This window comes from Nitratireductor sp. J20-h4 (genome assembly GCF_056780505.1).
Genome location: NZ_CM165557.1, coordinates 1,234,957 through 1,253,261, shown reverse-complemented (window position 1 = coordinate 1,253,261; position 18,305 = coordinate 1,234,957). Strand labels below are relative to the sequence as shown.

Here is an 18,305-nt window from a genome sequence, read left to right as displayed (position 1 = left end):
TGAGTACATGAACTATCGCCACGGCTATCACGCGGGAAACTTCGCCGACGTGGTCAAACACGCGGTACTGACGCGCATCCTCGTCTATCTCAAGCGCAAGGACAAACCGTTCAGGGTGATCGATACCCATGCCGGCGCCGGTCTCTACGATCTTTCCTCCGAGGCGGCGCGGAAGACCGGTGAATGGCGCTCCGGCATCGTCAAAGTGTTGGAGGCGGATCTCGCCGAGCCGGCGAAAAGCCTGCTTGCGCCCTATCTGGAGGCCGTGGCGGCGCTCAACCCGGCCGAGCCGCTGCGGTTTTATCCGGGTTCGCCGGAGATCACCCGCCACCTGCTGCGCGCCCGCGACCGGCTGACGGCGATCGAACTGCAGCCGCAGGAGGCGTTCGCGCTGAAAACGCGCTTCGACGGCGACTACCAGGTGCGGGTCCTCGAACTCGATGGATGGCTGGCGCTCGGCGCGCATGTGCCGCCGAAGGAAAAGCGCGGGCTGGTTCTGGTCGATCCGCCGTTCGAGCGCGAGGGCGAATTTGACCGCATCGTCGACGGCCTGGCCAAGGCCTATCGGCGCTGGCCGGGCGGCATCTATGCGCTGTGGTATCCGATCAAGGATCACGCGGCGGTGGCGCGCTTTCACGAGCGCCTGCGCAACGCCGGAATTGCGCGCATCCTCGACGTCTCCTTGTCGGTGCGCGGCCCCTCCCCCGAACCGAGGCTCGACGGGTCCGGCCTCGTCGTCGTCAACCCGCCTTTTCTGCTGGAGGAGGAGTTGCGGACCATCCTGCCGACGCTGGCGGTACTGCTCGCCGAGAACGACACCGCGTCGTGGCGGATCGAGCATCTGGCTGGCGAGGACGCGGCGCAAACGGACTGAGTCGTCAGCCGAACAGCTTGCGCCGCAGCCGGGCGAAGCCGAGAAAGAGGCCGCCCAGACCGTTCGGCCCGTAGGGCTCGTAGGCGCGCAGGCGAGAGATCAGCCCATCGCGGGTCTCGAAGACGAAGACCTGCGGAAAGTTGAGCGCCTGGCCGTTTTTCAGCACATGATTTGTGTCGATTTCGACCGCGCCGCTTACCGCGTCCCGTCCCTCGAACAGGTGAATGGTCGTGAAGCCGAACCGCTGCATGACCGACAATCCCCAGTCGAGGCCGGCCTCGATTTCGGCGCGCCCATTCATCTGTGGACTGGGATAATGCGGATCGAACAGCCGGGCGTCCTCGGTAAAACAGGCCAAGGCCGCCTGCTTGTCCCGGGCCTCGAGCGCCCGAAACAGACGCTCCAGCACGGCCGATGCCGGTTCCGTCATCGCGTCCCCCAGCCCTTCTGCGCAAAACCACCCGTTGCGAGCCTATCACAACGGCCGAGTGCGACAACACGGGCCGCTGCAACTTGACCGGGCCACGGCTATTCATCACAGTGCGTCTCCCGTCCCGCCCGACTCGGAGTAACGAGCATGGTCCGTCCCGTCCGCCTCGGTTTCGCGCTGTCGCTGCTTGCGGGATTGTCTTTCTGGGCCGCTTCTGCCAGCGCGCACGATCTCGCGCCGCGCGCCTGCCGCGACGACGCGGTCCTGTCGCGCATCACCGCGAAATTCCGCCATCAGGTCCGTCACGTGCCGCATCTGCCCGATGTCGAGATCGTCGACTTCCGGCGCGTGCACGAACGGCGTTACCTGCCCTGGCGGGAGAACCGGCCGATCGCGCGGCGCTATTGCGGGGCGACGGCGGTTCTGTCCGACGGGCGCCGGCGAACCGTCTGGTACCTGATCGAAGACGGAATGGGATTTGCCGGCATCGGCGACGGCGTGGAGTTCTGCGTCTCGGGCTTTGACCGCTGGAAGGTCTATAACGGGCGCTGCCGGGTCGTGCGCTGAGCGCCCGTACGCGCAAGAAGTCGTCTCGAGGACATGTTGCACAAGGCCACTTCATCATGATCCGCATTCTCTACGCCCCACCCTCGCCCTATTCGGCCAAGGTTCGCATGGCCGCCACGCTGGCGCAGGTACCGTTCGAGGCGGTACCGGTCGACACCGGCGCGGAACCCGAGCTTCTGATCGACGCCAATCCGCTGGGCAAGATCCCGGTGCTTTTGACCGAGGACGGGTTCGCGCTCTACGACAGCCGCGCGATCACCCAATATCTCAACCGGATCTCCCGAAACGCGGTCTTTCCGCGCAATGCGGTCAAGCGAACCGAGGCCGAATGCATGGAGGCGCTGGCCGACGGCATCACCGACTGCCTGCTGGCCCATGTCTACGAGCGGCGCTTCCATCCGCCGGACAAGGTGCACCAGCCCTGGCTCGATCGGCAATGGGCGAAGGTGGAGCGGGCGCTCGACCGGCTGAATGCCGAGCCGCCAAAGCTTGGACGGCGCATCCATTGCGGCCATATCGCGCTCAGGGCGGTGCTCGGCTATCTGGAACTGCGTTTCGGCACCGACTGGATGCGCGGGCGGACCAGGCTGAAGAACTGGATGAAACGGTTCGACGCCAAACATCCCGACCTGGTGACGCTGCTGCCTGCCGCATCGTAGCGCTGTCGGGACAGCGGGCGGATGCCCTCCAGGCCGGCCGGGATAGGCGCGCGCCCTCATTGCCGGCGCCCTCGCCCGGAAACCACACATGCCGTTGGCTCCATGCCGGCCCGGCGCAAAAACGGCCGGGCGCGAAACGCCCGGCCGGTCTTTCTTGGTTACGTGCTGCGGTCCGGCTCAGAACTTCATGCCGAGACCGAACAGAACCTTGTTTTCGCTGGCATCGATCGAGGTCGGACCACCCGAAAGCGAAAAGTTTTTGTCGCCATAGTCGACATACCGATATTCGCCGCGCGCGAAAATCTGCTCGGTCAGCTTGATGTCGGTGCCGACGCCGGCGGTCCAACCGAGCATGGTGTTGGTGTCGGAGGTCGTGGCATCGGACACTTCGAGCCTGCCCGCGGCACCACCGGCGGTACCGTAAACCAGCACACGGTCGCTCAACGCGACGCCAAGGCGGGCGCGCAGCGTGCCGTCGACGCCCGACTGCGATGTCAGGCCGGCATTGGTACCCTCGTTGCCGTTGTAACCGATATCGGCTTCCGCACCGTAAACGAACATGCCGTCCTGAACATTCTAGCCCCCGAAGGCGCCACCCTGGAAACCGTCGGTATTGATGGAATTGCCGGGAGCGCGGGTCCGGCCGCTGAAGCCGTAGCCGCCATAGGCACCGACATAACCGCCGGACCAGGTGTAAACCGGCACTTCTTCGACCGGCAGCGGCGCTACCGGCGTCTGGTCGATCACATCGGCGGCCTGGGCCGACGCAACGCCCAACAGGGCGACGGCGCCAATCGCGGCGGCGAACGAGCGGGTGTGGATGATATTGATACGCATCAGATTCTCTCCTTGGTCACTCGGCGGAAAACGGAACCGCTTCCCCCGCATGAACGCGCGCCGGACCGTGTGGGAGGAACGGGCGGGTCCGGCTGCGGCGAATGTCGTGTTTGAATCTGGCTGAAAGGCACCGAAAATCTGGTCATTGGCTGGCGGCTATGCGGCCGAAATTTGACGTGACGTTTCAGCAACAGGCGGCCGGCAAGGTACAGAAAATGATTCAGAACGGGTCTTTATGCTGCTGAAATGATTACATAACCCTCTCGCGCAATCTTGCCGCATCGCCCTGGTAGATCAATATGCCGGAAGGCGGCCGCGGCGAGAGAGTGCCTTTCAATCGCAATTTTGCCGCATATATTTCGGCGGTGTTAACGGGAGTGAACGCACCCATGGCCAGAAACGGGCCGGTTGCCCTAGTCACCGGCGGCGCCAGACGTATCGGCGCGGCGATCATCCAGGACCTCGCCGCCCACGGCTTTGGCGTGGCGATCCACTGCAACCGCTCCCGCGAGGATGCCGACCGGCTCGCCGACGAGATCGGAAGAGCAGGCGGAAAAGCGGTCGTGCTGCCGGCGGAACTGTGCGCCCCCGGGGCCGGTGCCGGGTTGATCGCCGCGGCCGCCGATGCGCTCGGGCCGGTGCGCCTGCTGGTCAACAACGCCTCGGCCTTCGATGACGACAGTCCGGCCGATCCCGACTGGGAAAGATGGGACCGGCACTTCGCCCTGCACCTGAAGGCGCCGGTGGCGCTGGCCTCGACCATGGCAAGGAGATTGCCCGCCGACAGCGACGGTCTCGTCGTCAACCTCATCGACCAGCGGGTTTGGAAGCTGACACCACAGTTCTTCTCCTACACGCTGTCGAAATCGGCCCTGTGGACGGCCACCCGCACCATGGCCCAGGGGCTGGCACCGCGCGTCAGGGTCAATGCGATCGGCCCCGGCCCGACACTGAAGAACGCGCGCCAGGCCGTCTCCGACTTTCGCGCCCAGACCGACGCCCTGCCGCTCGGACACGGTCCTCTGCTGACGGAATTCGGCGCCACGATCCGCTATCTATGGCAAACGCCGTCGATCACCGGCCAGATGATCGCGCTCGACGGCGGCCAGCATCTTGCCTGGCAGACACCCGACGTGACAGGCATGCGCGAATGACATCCGAGCACGATCCCGACCCGAACAACCGGGCCAATGAAGGCGGCGACGAGGCGAGCGCCGTGCCGCGCACGATTGCCGGCGGGCCGATCGACTGGACCTCCGGCGCGCAGGACACTGCCGGAAAGAGCGGCCTCGAACTGATCGGCGAATTCGTCAAGCGGTTGCCCAACGCGCCCGGTGTCTACCGGATGATGAACGCGGCCGGAGACGTGCTCTACGTCGGCAAGGCGCGCAACCTGAAAAAGCGGGTCAACAGCTACGCGCTGGGGCGCGGCCATACCAACCGCATCGCCCGCATGGCGCGCGAGACCGCGGCGATGGAATTCGTCGTTACGCGCACCGAGATCGAGGCGCTGCTGCTGGAAGCCAATCTGATCAAGCGTCTGCGACCGCGCTTCAACGTGCTGTTGCGCGACGACAAGTCCTTCCCCTACATCCTGATCACCGGCGACCATCGCGCGCCCGGCATCTTCAAGCATCGCGGCGCGCGCTCGCGCAAGGGCGCGTATTTCGGCCCGTTCGCCTCGGCGGGCGCGGTCGGGCGCACGATCAACGCGCTGGAGCGGGCCTTCCTGCTGAGAAGCTGCACCGATTCCGTGTTCGAAAGCCGCACCCGTCCCTGCCTGCTCCACCAGATCAAACGCTGCTCGGCGCCGTGTACGGGCGAGATCAGCGACGAGGGTTACGCCGCGCTGGTGGACGAGGCCAAGGCCTTTTTGTCCGGACGCAGCCAGAAGGTGAAGGCCGAGATTTCGGTGGCCATGCAGGAAGCCGCCGAACAGCTCGATTTCGAGCGCGCGGCGGTGCTGCGCGACCGGCTCTCGGCGCTCAGCCATGTCCAGAGCCATCAAGGCATCAATCCGCACTCGGTCGAGGAGGCCGATGTGTTCGCCATCCACCAGGAAGGCGGGCAAAGCTGCATCGAGGTGTTTTTCTTCCGCACCGGCCAGAACTGGGGCAACCGCGCCTATTTTCCCAAGGCCGACCCCAGCCTCGGCCCGGAAGAGGTGCTCGGCGCCTTTCTGACGCAGTTCTACGACGACAAGCCCTGCCCGCGCGCGATCCTGCTCACCCACGCGGTCGAAGAGCAGGAATTGCTGGCCGCGGCCTTGTCCGCCAAGGCCGGCCGCAAGGTCACGATCGGCGTTCCGCGCCGCGGCGAAAAGAAGGATCTGGTCGATCACGCGCTGCAAAACGCGCGCGAGGCGCTCGGGCGCCGTTTGGCCGAAACTTCGTCACAGACGCGCCTGTTGGCGGGGCTGGCCGAGACCTTCGGGCTCGAAACCCCACCCCGGCGCATCGAGGTTTACGACAATTCCCATATCATGGGCACAAACGCCGTCGGCGCGATGATCGTCGCCGGACCGGAGGGCTTTGCCAAGGCCCACTACCGCAAGTTCAACATCCGCTCGACCGACATCGCGCCAGGCGACGATTTCGGCATGATGCGCGAGGTGATCGAGCGGCGCTTCGCCCGACTCTTGAAGGAACAGCCGGACGGTGCCGAGGCCGATGCTGAAACGCTGGACCAGGCTGACGGTCTGCCGGCCTGGCCGGACCTGGTGCTGATCGACGGCGGCCAGGGCCAGATGAATGCCGTGCGCGCCGTCTTCGCCGAACTGGGCATTGCCGAGCGCGTCACCGCGATCGGTGTCGCCAAGGGGCTCGACCGCGAGGCGGGGCGCGAGCGGTTTTTCGTCGAGGGGCGCCCGCCCTTCATGCTGCCGCCGCGCGATCCGGTGCTCTATTTCACCCAACGGCTGCGCGACGAGGCGCACCGCTTCGCGATCGGCTCGCACCGGGCGAGGCGCAAGAAGGAGATGGTGAAGAACCCGCTCGACGAGATCGGCGGCATAGGACCGGCCCGCAAACGCGCCTTGCTGCACCATTTCGGCACCGCAAAGGCCGTGAGTCGCGCCGGCGTTGAGGATCTGCTGACGGTGGACGGCATTTCCGAGGCCATGGCGAGGCAAATTTACGATCACTTCCACGACAGGGGTTGACCCGCGTCGCCTTGGCCCATTGTGCATGCGCTTCCTTTCCGCGATGTTGACCGCGAGCGCCCGCTTCTGGTTTGAGTGGGCGGGTTCAACGGTGTTGTCATTTCATGTCCAACCGCGCTTTCAACCTGCCGAACATCCTGACCTACGGACGCATCCTCGCCGTACCGCTGATCGTTCTGTGCTTTTTCCTGGAGGGCCGCCTGCGTTCCAGCGACTTCGCCCGCTGGAGCGCGCTCGGCCTGTTCATGGCCGCCAGCATGACCGACTATCTGGACGGCTACCTGGCGCGCATCTGGCAGCAGACCTCCAATATCGGCAGGATGCTCGACCCGATCGCCGACAAGCTACTGGTCTCGACCTGCCTGCTTCTGCTCGCCGCCGATCCCGCGCGCACCATCCATGGCTGGTCCCTATGGGCGGCGATCATCATCCTGTGTCGCGAAATTCTGGTTTCGGGTCTGCGCGAATATCTGGCCGAACTGAAGGTGAGCGTGCCGGTGACACGGCTGGCAAAATGGAAAACCACCATCCAGATGGTCGCGATCGGCTTCCTGCTGGCCGGGCCGGCGGGGGCGAAAGTGCTGCCCTATACGGTCGAGATCGGCATCACGCTGTTGTGGATTTCGGCCCTGGTGACGCTTTATACGGGCTATGATTATTTCCGCGCCGGTTTGAAACACATCATCGATTGAGGCCCGCGCCATGAAACTGGTCTATTTCGCCTGGGTGCGCGAGCGAATCGGACACGCCGAGGAAGAGCTCGACCTGCCCGATGAAATCGTCACCGTGGCCGATCTGCTCGCTTGGCTCGCCGGCCGCGGCGAGGGATACGAAACCGCCCTCAAACACGCCTCGGCGATCCGCGTCGCCATCAATCAGGAACATGTCGCCCACGACGCGCCCATCGAGGGTGCCCGCGAGATCGCGCTGTTTCCGCCGATGACGGGCGGGTAAGGCGATGAGCGCCCCGATCGACCCGGCCGTGCGCATCCAGCGCGAGGATTTCGACCTCGCAAAAGAGAGTGCGGCGCTGTCCGCGGGCCGCAGCGATATCGGCGCGCTGGTCACCTTTAGCGGCCTGTGCCGTGACGAGGCGGGCACGCTGGCCGCGCTCGAACTGGAGTATTATCCCGGCATGGCCGAAGCCGAAATCCGCCGTATCGCCCGCCAGGCGACCGAACGCTGGCCGCTAAACGCGCTCACCGTCATTCACCGTCACGGAAAAATCCGCCCCGGCGAGAACATCGTCTTGGTGCTTGCCGCCTCCCGGCACCGCCAGGCCGCCTTCGACGCGGCGGCCTTCATCATGGACTTTCTGAAGACACGCGCTCCGTTCTGGAAGAAGGAATACCGTAGCGACGGTTCCGAGGGTGGCTGGGTAGAGGCGCGCGACATCGACGACGCGGCCACGCGGCGCTGGCAAGGTCAGCCCACCCCCGGGCGCTAAGCGGAGTTTAATCATAAGCGCGAAGTTTCTTGTCGATTAGATTTTCTGCAACTCCCGCTTGCTACGATACGCCAAGCAATCATGTCGCGCACGGCACGGAGATCTGCAGATTTGCTGGAACATCTCAGCACGCTAGACAGCATCGTGGTTCCCGCCGCGATCCTTTTCGGAGTCGCTTGCCTGGCCGGCCTGATCGCGGCTGTTGTTCACGGTCGCGGGCAATCCCGCCACTGGCGCGACGAGCATCGCAACCTCTCGGAACTCGTTGAGAATCTATCCGAAGGCATTTACCGGTCCAGCCTCGACGGGCGCCAAATGAGCGCAAACCGGGCGCTCGTCAAACTCAACGGCTACGAGACCGAGGCGGAACTACTGGCCTCCGTCAAGGACATCGCCGTGGAGTGGTATGTCGACCCGAAACGGCGCGACGAGTTCCGCGATATCCTGCAGCGCGACGGTTACGTCGAGGATTTTGTGTCGGAAATCTACCGGCACAAGACACGCGAACGAATCTGGATCACAGAATCGGCACGGATCGTCCATCACCGGCGCACCGGGAGGCCGCTCTATTACGAGGGATCGGTGCGCGAAATCACCGAGACGGTCACGCGGCTGCGGCTGGAGGAACAGTTCCAGAAACTGACCAGCAACCTGCCGGGCGGATTATTCCAGATCGTCCGTGGTCGCAGTTTCGATATTGCGGTCAATTATTTGAGCGAAGGTTTTCAAAACCTGCTCGAAATTCCGATCGAAAGACATATTGCCGGACGGGAACTGTTTTCCCGCTTCGTGAACCCGGAAGATCGAAAGGCCTATTTCAGCGCCTTCCGCGCCTCCTACGACACGATGGAGCCGCTCGATCACGAGTTTCGCATCACCACGGCTACCGGGAGAGAAAAATGGCTGCGCATCAATGCCAAGCCGGAGCGGTTGAATGACGGCCGGGTGAGTTGGCACGGCTATGTGTCGGACATTTCGCTGCGCAAGCGCCAGGCGCTCGAAATCGAGGAACTCGCCTTCTACGACCCGCTGACCAAGCTGCCGAACAGGCGTCTGCTCACCGAACGCATCGCGCGCTCGACGAAGAGCTGCCGGCGCACACACAGGCCGGGCGCGCTGTTTTTCATCGATCTCGACAATTTCAAATCTCTCAACGACACCCAGGGTCATGATATCGGCGACGAATATCTCGTCGAGATATCCAGCCGCCTGCGCCAGTGCGTGCGCGAGACCGGTACCGTGGCCCGCATGGGCGGCGACGAGTTCGTCGTCATACTGGACGGGCTGGGCGACAGCGAGGCCGAGGCGGCATCAAAGGCGATCATGGCCGGCAACAAGATGCTGTCGGCGCTGAGACGGCCGTTCGAGCGCGGAGAACTGCGTCACAGTTCGTCGGCGAGCATCGGCGTGGTCGTGTTTGGCGGACACGAGAGGGATGGCGACGATCTGCTCAAGCGCGCGGATATCGCCATGTACCAGGCCAAGGGAGCCGGACGGGACGGCCTGGCCCTGTTCGACGAAAGCTGGATGGACGGCGAGGAGGAGCGCTTCACGCTTCTGGAGGATTTTCGCCGGGCCCTGGAGGACGAGACGCTGGAACTACAGTTCCAGCCGCAGATCGATCGCGCGGGTCGCGTCGCCGGCGCCGAGGGATTGCTGCGCTGGCGCCATCCCCGTCTCGGCATGGTGCCGCCGGACCGCTTCATCGCCCTGGCCGAACAGGCCGGGCTGATGCACCAGGTTTGCCGTTTCGTGTTGACAAGCGGCGTGAAAACGCTCGCCGGCTGGCAGCGGCACCCTGAAACGGCCGATCTCGGATTGTCGCTCAATGTGAGCGTGCAATCGTTCGCCGGCCCGCAATTCATGCCCTTCCTCGAAACCCTGCTCACCGACCATGCCATCGACGCCTCGCGGCTGACGATCGAATTCACGGAACATGTGATGGCGACCGACCAGGCACTCCTCGCCAGCCGTATGACGGCGCTGAAGCGTACCGGGCTGCGCTTTTCGCTCGACGATTTCGGCACCGGATATTCGTCGCTGGCCCGGCTGAAATCACTGCCCTTCGACGAGGTCAAGATCGACGGCAGCTTCGTGCGCGATATTGAAAGCTCCGACGGCGACCGGGCGCTGGTGCGCACGATCCTGGCGATGGCCAACACGCTCGGCCTGGACGCGGTGGCCGAACATGTCGAGACCCGAAGCCAGGAGGCGTTCTTATACGCGTTCGGCTGCGAGCTGTTCCAGGGTTATCTCTACGCGGCCGCAATGCCCGAAACGGCTTTTCTGGAATTCGCGCGCGCGCCCGAAACCGCCGCCTCTGTGGACGACGCGCTGCGGGCACAGGCGTGACGCTATCGGCGGATGAACGCCGGAGCGAACATAAAAAGACCGGCGCGCGGCCGGTCTTTTCGGTCTACCGACTGACGGGCACTCGGCCTCAGCCGACGACCTCGATGTCGGAAAACCAGTATTTGATCTCCTGCGCGGCGGTTTCCGGCGCGTCCGAGCCGTGCACCGAATTCTCGCCGATCGAACGGGCGTGAACCTTGCGGATTGTGCCGTCGGCGGCGTCGGCGGGATTGGTCGCGCCCATCACTTCACGGTTCCTGGCGATCGCATTTTCGCCTTCCAGAACCTGAACGACGGTCGGGCCGGAGGACATGAATTCGCACAGTTCGTCGAAGAACGGGCGCTCCTTGTGCACCGCGTAGAAACCCTCGGCTTCGCGACGGCTCATCCACACGCGCTTAGAGGCGACGACGCGCAGGCCGGCTTCCTCGAGCATGGCGGTGATGGCGCCGGTCAGGTTGCGACGCGTCGCGTCGGGCTTGATCATGGAAAAAGTGCGTTCGATCGCCATCGAATATTCCTTTGAAAGATGCGGGAAAGGTCGCGGCTCTATACAAGCCGCCCCGCGCCTTGCCAAGAGCCGTTCAAGCAGCCGCCGGCACGCGTCCGGCAAGGCCGTCGTGCAGCGCCAGGCAGCGTTCGAGCCACCCAGCAACGGGGTCCGCGGCATCAAGCAGTTGGAACGACGAAACGACACGCGCCCATTGGAACGCGCCGAAGACGATATAGTCGCAAAAGAGCGGTCCCTGCCCGCCCAGGAAAGGCTGGACGGCGAGCGTGGCGCGCAAGGGCTCCAACTGCCTGCGAAATTCCTGCAGGCCTTCGTGCCTGTCGGCGCCGGCCTCTTCCAGCGTCTTGCCGAACCGGGCCTCGCGCGAGCGCCGGAAATAGGCCTGGTCGGGCGCGGCCAGACAGGCATTGATGTCGGCAAGCAGCGCACCGCCGATGAAGCCGTGCACGACCGTCTGGGTCCAGCGTTCGACGAACCGCGCCATCGCCTGACCGCCTGCGCCGCCGAACAGCGTCGGGCGATCCGGATAGGCTTTTTCCAGATAAAGCGCGATCTCGAAGGAATCGCCGACGAGCCTGTCGCCGTCGCGGATCAGCGGCACCGTCCGGCCGGAGCCGTTTTCGAGCGTGGCGACCTCGGTAAACGGGGTCGGAACGCTTTTGAACGGCAGGTTCTTGTGGGCAAGCGCCATCGCCGCCTTCCAGCAATGCGGGCTGAAGGGGCGTTTGGGATCGGCGCCTACGAGTTCGTAGAGCAGAATTGCCATGGAGCGTTTTCCGGACCGGTGCTAGGAGGGATTTTCGATCATTCGTCATCAGAAAGAAACCGATGAAACAGCATTTTCGCATGATGGCGGCCTATAATCGCTGGGCGAACGCCACGCTCTACACCGCAGCCGCCGATTTGACCGACGCCGAGTTCAGCCACGACACCGGCGTGTTCTTCAAATCGATGCTGGGCACGCTCAACCACATCCTGGTCGCCGACCGCATCTGGATGAAGCGTTTCACCGCCCAGGGCGAGGCGCCGAAATCGCTCGACGCCATCATCCATCCGAACCTGACACCGCTGCGCCTGGCGCGCGAGGCCGAGGACGGGCGCATCAGCGCCTGGGTGGAAAGCCTCTCCGACGCCGCGCTTGCCGGCCGCTTCACCTATGTCACCGTCACCGACATGAAAACGGTCAGTCAGAGGCTGGCGCCGGCGATGGCGCATTTCTTCAACCACCAGACCCATCATCGCGGCCATGCCCACGCCATCCTGTCGCTCCTGGGAAGAACGCCGCCCTCGCTCGACATGATCTATTTCCAGCGCACCGAGGACGGGCGGGAATTCGCCTGACGGCATGGCTGTGCCGTCGGCGATGATGTCGTGCCCCTTGCATCCGGGCGCGCGCTCGGCCACAACCCCGCGGCCATGATTACCATCAACGACCTTTCGCTGCGCATTGCCGGGCGCCTTCTCATCGACCACGCCTCGCTCTCGCTGCCGGGCGGGGCGAAGGCCGGCCTGGTGGGCCGCAACGGCACCGGCAAGACCAGCCTGTTTCGCGCCATCACCGGCGAGGCGCAGATCGAGAGCGGTTCGATCTCGCTGCCGAAAAACGCCCGCATCGGCCAGGTGGCCCAGGAAGCGCCCGGAACCGAAGAACCGCTGATCGACATCGTTCTGGCAGCCGACAAGGAACGCGCCGCGCTCTTGGCGGAGGAGCGTACCACGACGGATCCGGACCGGATCGGCGAGATCCACATGCGGCTGGCCGATATCGACGCCCATTCAGCCGAAGCGCGCGCAGCGACCATTCTGGCCGGTCTCGGCTTCGACGAGGCGGCGCAGAAAAGGCCGGCATCGTCCTTTTCCGGCGGCTGGCGCATGCGCGTTGCGCTTGCCGCCGTGCTGTTTGCCGAGCCCGACCTCTTGCTCCTCGACGAGCCGACCAACTATCTCGACCTGGAAGGCACGCTTTGGCTGGAAAGCTATCTGACCCGCTACCCGCACACCGTGCTGCTGATCAGCCATGACCGCGACCTGCTCAACAGGGCGGTGAGTTCGATCGTGCATCTCGACCAGCACAAACTGACCTTCTGGCGCGGCGGTTACGACCAGTTCGAACGCCAGCTCGCCGAAAAGCAGGCGCTGCAGGAAAAGGCGCGCACCAAGCAGGACGCCCAGCGCAAGCACATGGAGGCCTTTGTCGAACGCTTTCGCTACAAGGCCTCCAAGGCGCGCCAGGCCCAGTCGCGCCTCAAGGCGCTGGAGCGCATGGGCACGATCGCGGCGGTGGTCAACCAGACCGTGCGGCCGTTCTCCTTTCCCGCGCCCGAGCGCAAGGTCGCCTCGCCGATCGTGGCAATCGAAAACGGCTCGGTCGGCTACCAGCCGGGCAAGCCGATCCTGAAAAACCTCACGATGCGGATCGATGAGGACGACCGCATCGCGCTTCTGGGCGCCAATGGCAACGGCAAGTCGACCTTCGCCAAGCTGCTCGCCGGCCGGCTTGCGCTGGAGGGCGGGAAGATCACGCTCGCGCCACAGCTCAACGTGTCGATGTTCGCCCAGCATCAACTCGACGATCTGCGCCCCGACGAAAACGCGATCGAGCATGTGCGCCGGCTGCTGCCCGCCCTGCCCGAGGCCAAGGTGCGCTCCAGGGTGGCGCAGATGGGGCTGACGACGGAAAATATGAACACGCCGGCCAAGGACCTGTCCGGCGGCGAGAAGGCGCGTCTCTTGATGGGGCTGGCCACGATCGAGGGGCCGAACCTGTTCATTCTCGACGAACCGACCAACCATCTCGACATCGATTCGCGCCATTCGCTGATCGAGGCGCTGAACGATTTCGAAGGCGCGGTGATCCTGATCTCGCATGACCGCCACCTGATCGAAGCGACCGCCGAAAGGCTGTGGCTTGTCAATGACGGCACCGTCGCGCCCTATGAGGGCGACATCGGCGACTATCGCAACCTGGTGACCGGCGGGGCGAGCGACCGGCGCGAAAAGCGCGAGGCCGACAAGGCCTCCAAGGCGGAAAAGCGGCGCGAGGCGGCGGACCGCCGGCGGGCGCTGGAACCGGTCGTCAAGCAGATCAAGGCGACGGAAGGGCTGATCGACCGCACGCGCACCCGCATCGAGGCGATCGAGAAGGAGCTTGCCAACCCCGCGCTTTACGAGCGAGATTCGGCCAAGGTGGCGAAACTCGGCAAGGAGCGCTCGGAGCTCGCCGACCAGCTCGCCCGCCACGAGGAGCTGTGGCTGACGCTGTCGGCACAGTACGAGGAAGGCATGGCGCAATGAGCATCAAGACCGAAACCGACGGCGCGATCACGGTGGTCACGATCGACCGCGCCGAGGCGCGCAACGCCGTCAATCCGGCGATGGCCGAGGCGCTGTTTTCCGCCTTCGTCGCCTTCGACCGCGACGACAGCCAGAAGGTCGCCGTGCTGACCGGCGCGGGCGGCAGCTTCTGCGCGGGGTTCGACCTCAAACATGCCGCCGGCGGCATGAACGATGAATGGTTTGCCACTCACGATCTCGATGCGTCCTTCGACGGGCGCGACGACCAGCCGCGCAAGGCGCCGATGGGGCCGACCCGGCTTTCGCTGTCGAAACCGGTGATCGCGGCGATTTCCGGTCCGGCGGTGGCCGGCGGCATGGAGCTCGCTCTGTGGTGCGACCTGCGGGTGATGGAGGACACCGCCTATATGGGGGTCTATTGCCGGCGCTGGGGCGTGCCCCTGATCGACGGGGGCACGGTGCGTCTGCCGCGTATCGTCGGCCATGGCCGGGCCATGGACCTGATCCTGACCGGCCGAAAGGTGGATGCGGACGAATGCGCGGCGATCGGCCTTGCCAACCGGCTGTGCAAGCAGGATACCGCCCTTGCAACCGCTCTCGAGCTGGCCGCCGAGATCGCGCGGTTTCCGCAGGCCTGCATGCGCGCCGACCGCAAATCCGCGCGCGAGCAATGGTCGCTCGATCAGGCGCCGGCGCTTGCCAATGAATGGAAAAGCGCAGCCACCTTCCGTTCCGAAGGCGCAGACGGCGCGGCGCGGTTTTCCGCCGGCAAGGGCCGCTCGGGCGATTTCGGCGAGATCTGAGCCGAACGCACCACGTTGCGGTCAGTCATCCCTGCCCCGCCCCCAGCGGCGCGTCTTGCTTTCACCCCTGGACGATTTCCTGCGGCCGCGCAGGCGAAACGCCGCCACGAGGCCGACGAAGCCGACGGCGATCAGGATGTAGCCGGCAGGAACGGCGCGCGGATCGAGATCGAAGGCGCCAGCGCGCAGGACCAGATCGACCCGCGCCATCACGATGCCGTCGGCGTCGCCCGGCCCGACCGTGAAGACATAACGCGCATCGCCGCTCACCGGATCGATGACGCCAGCCTCGTCGCGATAGACATAGCCGGTAACCTGGGGACTGTCGGGCCGCGGCGGCACGCCGACGAAGGTCACGGTCTCGGCGAAGACGGTCGCGCCGCCGGTCGACGCGGTGACGGTGAGCACGGCGAGCCTGTCGCTCGGCCGGAACTCGCCGGCGGCGGTCAGGTCGACGAGGACCCGAACCGGGGCTTCAGACGGCGCGAGTGCGACCTCGGCAGGCTCAAAGCCCGACGCGCGATCATAAACCTTGTAACGGCCGATCTCGTAGCCGGAGACGTTGTCCACCGCCCAGGGATAGCCGATCCCGAGCGCGATGCCGGCCACAAGAATGATCAGGAAGAAAAACCGCATCGCAATATCCCCTGCCCGGCGGCCGTTTGGCACGCCGGAAAATCAAAGTCCACAACGGCACCGGCGCGATCCCGTCCCGGCCGCATGTCAGGATTTGCGCCAGGTGGCGAACAGATGCGGGATGGTGCGGCCGGGCCGGCTGATCTCGAAACGGTTCTCGTGTTCGAGTTCCAGGCCGAATTCGGCGAACCGGCCGGCCTCGCCGGCCGTCAGCGGCCAGGGCGGTCCGTCCGGCACGCTGTCGTCAGGACGCAGCCGCGTATAGACCAAAAGCCTGCCGCCCGGCGCGACCAGGGCCGCGATCGCTTCGGTGACGTCGTGCTGCATCGCCGGCGGGACGGACTGGACCGTATAGCATTCATGCACGAAGTCGAAGCCGGCCAGCCAATCGCCCGGCGGATCGAGCAGATCGGCGACGCGATAGGCGACCGGCGAAGCGGGGAAGCGTTTTTGAGCCCATTCGATCGCCGTGCGGGAGGCGTCGAAGGCGGCCGTGCGGTATCCGGCCGCCGCGATCGCCTCGGCATTGTCGCCCAGCCCGCAGGCGACATCGATCGCCCGGCGCCCGTTGCCCGGATTGTCGGCGAGCCAGCCGACGAGTTCGGGCTTGGGCGCCAGATCGGCCCAGGGAACGCCGGCGGCATCGCCGCCCGCCTCGTCATAGACCGCTTCGAAAAAATCCTGCCGATCGGGCTTGGCCACCGACGTGGCGTCGTCGAGGCGGTTCACCCTGGCCCTGGCCGCCTCGCGGCGGCGCTCGAAATCGTCCGTCACGCCTTGCGCTCCCAGCCTCGTTCCGGCGTCTGCTGCCAGTAGGTGGCCTGGTGACCGGCCGCCTTGACGGTCTTCCAGTGACGCCGGGCGGCCTCGACATGCGCCTGATCGTGGCCGTCGAACATGATCACGGCGCGCTCGTACCCGTCGAGCGCCGGCGGTTCGGCGCCGTCGACCAGAAACCGGATCGCGGCGGCGTTGGGGTTGTCGGAACCGGTGGTCAGGAGCACCGGCTGATCGCTCGCGTTCGGCTCGCGATCGGTGCCGTGGCCAATGAAGGAATCGTCACGCCACGTCCAAAGATGCTGGTCGAGCGCATCGCGGCGCTCCTCGCTTCCGGTCTGGACCACCACCGACCAGCCGCGCGCCAGGGACCGCTCGACGAGGCCGGGCAAGGCATCCTCGAGGGTCGAATCGGTCAGGTGGTAGAACAGAACTTCCGTCACGCCTCGTAATTGTCCCTGACCAGACGGTCGAGCAGCCGGACGCCGAAGCCCGATCCCCAGGATTGATTGATGTCGTTCGACGGCGAGCCCATGGCGGTGCCGGCGATGTCGAGATGTGCCCAGGGCGTTTCCTTGACAAAACGCTGCAGGAACTGCGCGGCGGTGATCGCGCCGCCGAATCGGCCGCCTATGTTCTTCATGTCGGCGTTCTTGGAATCGATCAGCTTGTCGTATTCGGGCGCGAGCGGCATGCGCCACAGTTTTTCCCCGGTCGCCGAGCCCGCCGTGACCAGATGGTCGGCGAGCGCGTCGTCGTTGGAAAACAGGCCGGCGTGCTCCTGGCCGAGCGCAATCATGATCGCGCCGGTCAGCGTGGCGAGATTGACCATGAATTTCGGCGCAAAGCGCTCGTTGCAGTACCATAGCGCATCGGCCAGCACGAGACGGCCCTCGGCGTCGGTATTGAGGACCTCGATGGTCTGCCCCGACATCGAGGTGACGATGTCGCCCGGGCGCTGGGCGTTGCCGTCGATCATATTTTCGACCAGCCCGATTATGCCGACGACATTCGCCTTGGCCTTGCGGGCGGCCAGCGTGTGCATGAGGCCGGCAACCGCGGCCGCGCCGCCCATGTCGCCCTTCATGTCCTCCATACCCGCGGCCGGCTTGATCGAGATGCCGCCCGAATCGAACACCACCCCCTTGCCGACGAAGGCGACCGGCTTGTCCTTGGGCTTGCCGCCATTCCACTGCATGACGGCCAGACGCGGCGGGCGGGCCGAGCCCTGGGAAACGCCCAGAAGCGCACCCATGCCGAGTTTCTTCAACTCCTTTTCGGTCAGGATCTCGACCTTGACCCCAAGCACCTCCAGGCCCTTGGCGTGATCGGCGAACTCGACCGGCCCGAGCACGTTGGCGGGTTCGTTGACCAGATCGCGCGCCAGGTTGACACCGCCGGCGACGGCCTCGACCGTGGCGAACGCCTTGCGCGCCTTGGACGGGTTCGCGCACTGGATCGTCACGCGCACCGGCTTGTCCTTGGTCCCCTCGTCCTTGTCCTTGTCCTTGCGGGTCTTGTATTTGTCGAACCCATAAGCGCGCAGCATTAGCCCCAGCGCGAAGGCCGCAGCCGCATCGGTGTCGGGTTCCTCGTCCTTCATGTCGAAGATAACGGCGGCATCGGCCGATTTCTTCACCAGCGACCAGGCGGCGCCGCCAATGCGCATCCAGGCCTTTTCGTCGCGCTTGTCGGCCGGTCCCGCGCCGACGACGGCGAACCGGTCGAACGGTGTGCCCTCAGGTGCCAGCACATCCAGGACCGAGGCCAATTTGCCTTTGAACTCGGCAATATTGGCGGCTTTCGGCACGATGCCGGCCGCGTCCAAAGCGCGGGCCTGGTCGCCGAGGGCAAGGTCTTCGTCGGCGAAAACCACCACGGCGCCCTTCTTGGGCGCGGAAAACTTGGCAAAGCTGATTTTTGGTGCGTGAGGCATGGATGTTCCCGAATGGCCGGAG

General features: G+C 65.2%; 21 protein-coding genes. 12 read left to right on the top strand and 9 right to left on the bottom strand.

The genetic code is table 11. The features are described from left to right. The first annotated feature begins 7 nt into the window (after positions 1-7). Positions 8-874, top strand: a complete 867-nt coding sequence (locus ACT2B0_RS06105; protein WP_473462549.1) for a 23S rRNA (adenine(2030)-N(6))-methyltransferase RlmJ — start codon at positions 8-10, stop codon at positions 872-874. A gap of 4 nt (positions 875-878) precedes the next feature. Here ACT2B0_RS06105 and ACT2B0_RS06100 read toward each other — a convergent pair whose 3' ends face one another. Then, complete coding sequence (locus ACT2B0_RS06100; RefSeq protein ID WP_473462546.1) at positions 879-1,304, bottom strand: nuclear transport factor 2 family protein; 426 nt, start codon at positions 1,302-1,304, stop codon at positions 879-881. Between the two features lie 147 nt (positions 1,305-1,451). Between ACT2B0_RS06100 and ACT2B0_RS06095 the strand changes: the two genes are divergently transcribed. Beyond that, positions 1,452-1,871: a hypothetical protein gene (locus tag ACT2B0_RS06095; protein WP_473462544.1), complete on the top strand. Its 420-nt coding sequence runs from the start codon at positions 1,452-1,454 to the stop codon at positions 1,869-1,871. Positions 1,872-1,927: 56 nt separating this feature from the next. Continuing rightward, complete coding sequence (locus tag ACT2B0_RS06090) at positions 1,928-2,530, top strand: glutathione S-transferase family protein (protein WP_473462542.1); 603 nt, start codon at positions 1,928-1,930, stop codon at positions 2,528-2,530. Between the two features lie 177 nt (positions 2,531-2,707). Here ACT2B0_RS06090 and ACT2B0_RS06085 read toward each other — a convergent pair whose 3' ends face one another. Further along, positions 2,708-3,091 carry an outer membrane protein gene (locus tag ACT2B0_RS06085; protein WP_473462539.1) on the bottom strand — a complete coding sequence of 128 codons (384 nt, stop codon included), beginning with the start codon at positions 3,089-3,091 and terminating at the stop codon, positions 2,708-2,710. A gap of 15 nt (positions 3,092-3,106) precedes the next feature. Then, complete coding sequence (locus ACT2B0_RS06080) at positions 3,107-3,367, bottom strand: hypothetical protein (protein WP_473462537.1); 261 nt, start codon at positions 3,365-3,367, stop codon at positions 3,107-3,109. Positions 3,368-3,756: 389 nt separating this feature from the next. Here ACT2B0_RS06080 and ACT2B0_RS06075 point away from each other — a divergent pair, with 389 nt between their 5' ends. The 6 genes from ACT2B0_RS06075 (at position 3,757) to ACT2B0_RS06050 (ending at position 10,326) form a co-directional block, all read left to right on the top strand. Continuing rightward, the gene (locus ACT2B0_RS06075; RefSeq protein WP_473462536.1) at positions 3,757-4,521 is read left to right on the top strand and encodes an SDR family oxidoreductase; all 765 of its coding nucleotides are present in this window, start codon (positions 3,757-3,759) and stop codon (positions 4,519-4,521) included. After that, positions 4,518-6,527: an excinuclease ABC subunit UvrC gene (gene uvrC, locus ACT2B0_RS06070; protein ID WP_473462534.1), complete on the top strand. Its 2,010-nt coding sequence runs from the start codon at positions 4,518-4,520 to the stop codon at positions 6,525-6,527. Before ACT2B0_RS06075 ends, uvrC begins: the two co-directional genes overlap by 4 nt. Before the next feature lie 104 nt (positions 6,528-6,631). Then, positions 6,632-7,219: a CDP-diacylglycerol--glycerol-3-phosphate 3-phosphatidyltransferase gene (pgsA, locus tag ACT2B0_RS06065; protein ID WP_473462531.1), complete on the top strand. Its 588-nt coding sequence runs from the start codon at positions 6,632-6,634 to the stop codon at positions 7,217-7,219. Between the two features lie 10 nt (positions 7,220-7,229). Then, a complete protein-coding gene (moaD, locus tag ACT2B0_RS06060) occupies positions 7,230-7,481 on the top strand; it encodes a molybdopterin converting factor subunit 1 (protein ID WP_473462529.1) in 252 nt (83 codons plus the stop codon). Between the two features lie 4 nt (positions 7,482-7,485). Continuing rightward, on the top strand, positions 7,486-7,974 hold the full coding sequence (locus ACT2B0_RS06055; RefSeq protein WP_473462527.1) for a molybdenum cofactor biosynthesis protein MoaE: 489 nt from the start codon (positions 7,486-7,488) through the stop codon (positions 7,972-7,974). A gap of 111 nt (positions 7,975-8,085) precedes the next feature. Further along, positions 8,086-10,326, top strand: a complete 2,241-nt coding sequence (locus ACT2B0_RS06050) for a putative bifunctional diguanylate cyclase/phosphodiesterase (protein ID WP_473462524.1) — start codon at positions 8,086-8,088, stop codon at positions 10,324-10,326. Between the two features lie 88 nt (positions 10,327-10,414). Here ACT2B0_RS06050 and ndk read toward each other — a convergent pair whose 3' ends face one another. Both ndk and ACT2B0_RS06040 read right to left on the bottom strand, forming a co-directional pair. Continuing rightward, positions 10,415-10,837: a nucleoside-diphosphate kinase gene (gene ndk / locus ACT2B0_RS06045; RefSeq protein ID WP_473462522.1), complete on the bottom strand. Its 423-nt coding sequence runs from the start codon at positions 10,835-10,837 to the stop codon at positions 10,415-10,417. 73 nt (positions 10,838-10,910) lie between these two features. Further along, on the bottom strand, positions 10,911-11,603 hold the full coding sequence (locus ACT2B0_RS06040; protein WP_473462519.1) for a glutathione S-transferase family protein: 693 nt from the start codon (positions 11,601-11,603) through the stop codon (positions 10,911-10,913). 62 nt (positions 11,604-11,665) lie between these two features. Here ACT2B0_RS06040 and ACT2B0_RS06035 point away from each other — a divergent pair, with 62 nt between their 5' ends. The 3 genes from ACT2B0_RS06035 (at position 11,666) to ACT2B0_RS06025 (ending at position 14,934) form a co-directional block, all read left to right on the top strand. Next, positions 11,666-12,178 carry a DinB family protein gene (locus ACT2B0_RS06035; RefSeq protein WP_473462516.1) on the top strand — a complete coding sequence of 171 codons (513 nt, stop codon included), beginning with the start codon at positions 11,666-11,668 and terminating at the stop codon, positions 12,176-12,178. A gap of 75 nt (positions 12,179-12,253) precedes the next feature. Next, positions 12,254-14,131, top strand: coding sequence for an ABC-F family ATP-binding cassette domain-containing protein (locus ACT2B0_RS06030; RefSeq protein WP_473465818.1), 1,878 nt, complete (start codon positions 12,254-12,256; stop codon positions 14,129-14,131). Beyond that, positions 14,128-14,934, top strand: a complete 807-nt coding sequence (locus tag ACT2B0_RS06025; RefSeq protein ID WP_473462514.1) for a crotonase/enoyl-CoA hydratase family protein — start codon at positions 14,128-14,130, stop codon at positions 14,932-14,934. Before ACT2B0_RS06030 ends, ACT2B0_RS06025 begins: the two co-directional genes overlap by 4 nt. A gap of 21 nt (positions 14,935-14,955) precedes the next feature. Here the strand turns inward: ACT2B0_RS06025 and ACT2B0_RS06020 are convergent, their stop codons facing one another. From ACT2B0_RS06020 to ACT2B0_RS06005, 4 genes are all read right to left on the bottom strand, one after another. Beyond that, positions 14,956-15,570, bottom strand: a complete 615-nt coding sequence (locus ACT2B0_RS06020) for a hypothetical protein (protein WP_473462512.1) — start codon at positions 15,568-15,570, stop codon at positions 14,956-14,958. Between the two features lie 87 nt (positions 15,571-15,657). Then, positions 15,658-16,344 carry a class I SAM-dependent methyltransferase gene (locus tag ACT2B0_RS06015; protein ID WP_473462510.1) on the bottom strand — a complete coding sequence of 229 codons (687 nt, stop codon included), beginning with the start codon at positions 16,342-16,344 and terminating at the stop codon, positions 15,658-15,660. Beyond that, the gene (locus tag ACT2B0_RS06010) at positions 16,341-16,790 is read right to left on the bottom strand and encodes a DNA polymerase III subunit chi (RefSeq protein WP_473462508.1); all 450 of its coding nucleotides are present in this window, start codon (positions 16,788-16,790) and stop codon (positions 16,341-16,343) included. The genes ACT2B0_RS06015 and ACT2B0_RS06010 overlap by 4 nt, the downstream gene beginning before the upstream one ends. After that, entirely contained in the window at positions 16,787-18,283 is a 1,497-nt protein-coding gene (locus ACT2B0_RS06005) for a leucyl aminopeptidase (protein ID WP_473462505.1), read from the bottom strand. Before ACT2B0_RS06005 ends, ACT2B0_RS06010 begins: the two co-directional genes overlap by 4 nt. Positions 18,284-18,305: the final 22 nt, after the last annotated feature.

Bases quoted from the DNA above. Each gene is read 5' to 3' on its own strand.
- ACT2B0_RS06105 (WP_473462549.1), top strand. From the start codon at position 8: ATGAACTATCGCCACGGCTATCACGCGGGAAACTTCGCCGACGTGGTC.
- ACT2B0_RS06100 (WP_473462546.1), bottom strand. From the start codon at position 1,304: ATGACGGAACCGGCATCGGCCGTGCTGGAGCGTCTGTTTCGGGCGCTC.
- ACT2B0_RS06095 (WP_473462544.1), top strand. From the start codon at position 1,452: ATGGTCCGTCCCGTCCGCCTCGGTTTCGCGCTGTCGCTGCTTGCGGGA.
- ACT2B0_RS06090 (WP_473462542.1), top strand. From the start codon at position 1,928: ATGATCCGCATTCTCTACGCCCCACCCTCGCCCTATTCGGCCAAGGTT.
- ACT2B0_RS06085 (WP_473462539.1), bottom strand. From the start codon at position 3,091: ATGTTCGTTTACGGTGCGGAAGCCGATATCGGTTACAACGGCAACGAG.
- ACT2B0_RS06080 (WP_473462537.1), bottom strand. From the start codon at position 3,367: ATGCGTATCAATATCATCCACACCCGCTCGTTCGCCGCCGCGATTGGC.
- ACT2B0_RS06075 (WP_473462536.1), top strand. From the start codon at position 3,757: ATGGCCAGAAACGGGCCGGTTGCCCTAGTCACCGGCGGCGCCAGACGT.
- uvrC (WP_473462534.1), top strand. From the start codon at position 4,518: ATGACATCCGAGCACGATCCCGACCCGAACAACCGGGCCAATGAAGGC.
- pgsA (WP_473462531.1), top strand. From the start codon at position 6,632: ATGTCCAACCGCGCTTTCAACCTGCCGAACATCCTGACCTACGGACGC.
- moaD (WP_473462529.1), top strand. From the start codon at position 7,230: ATGAAACTGGTCTATTTCGCCTGGGTGCGCGAGCGAATCGGACACGCC.
- ACT2B0_RS06055 (WP_473462527.1), top strand. From the start codon at position 7,486: ATGAGCGCCCCGATCGACCCGGCCGTGCGCATCCAGCGCGAGGATTTC.
- ndk (WP_473462522.1), bottom strand. From the start codon at position 10,837: ATGGCGATCGAACGCACTTTTTCCATGATCAAGCCCGACGCGACGCGT.
- ACT2B0_RS06040 (WP_473462519.1), bottom strand. From the start codon at position 11,603: ATGGCAATTCTGCTCTACGAACTCGTAGGCGCCGATCCCAAACGCCCC.
- ACT2B0_RS06035 (WP_473462516.1), top strand. From the start codon at position 11,666: ATGAAACAGCATTTTCGCATGATGGCGGCCTATAATCGCTGGGCGAAC.
- ACT2B0_RS06030 (WP_473465818.1), top strand. From the start codon at position 12,254: ATGATTACCATCAACGACCTTTCGCTGCGCATTGCCGGGCGCCTTCTC.
- ACT2B0_RS06025 (WP_473462514.1), top strand. From the start codon at position 14,128: ATGAGCATCAAGACCGAAACCGACGGCGCGATCACGGTGGTCACGATC.
- ACT2B0_RS06020 (WP_473462512.1), bottom strand. From the start codon at position 15,570: ATGCGGTTTTTCTTCCTGATCATTCTTGTGGCCGGCATCGCGCTCGGG.
- ACT2B0_RS06005 (WP_473462505.1), bottom strand. From the start codon at position 18,283: ATGCCTCACGCACCAAAAATCAGCTTTGCCAAGTTTTCCGCGCCCAAG.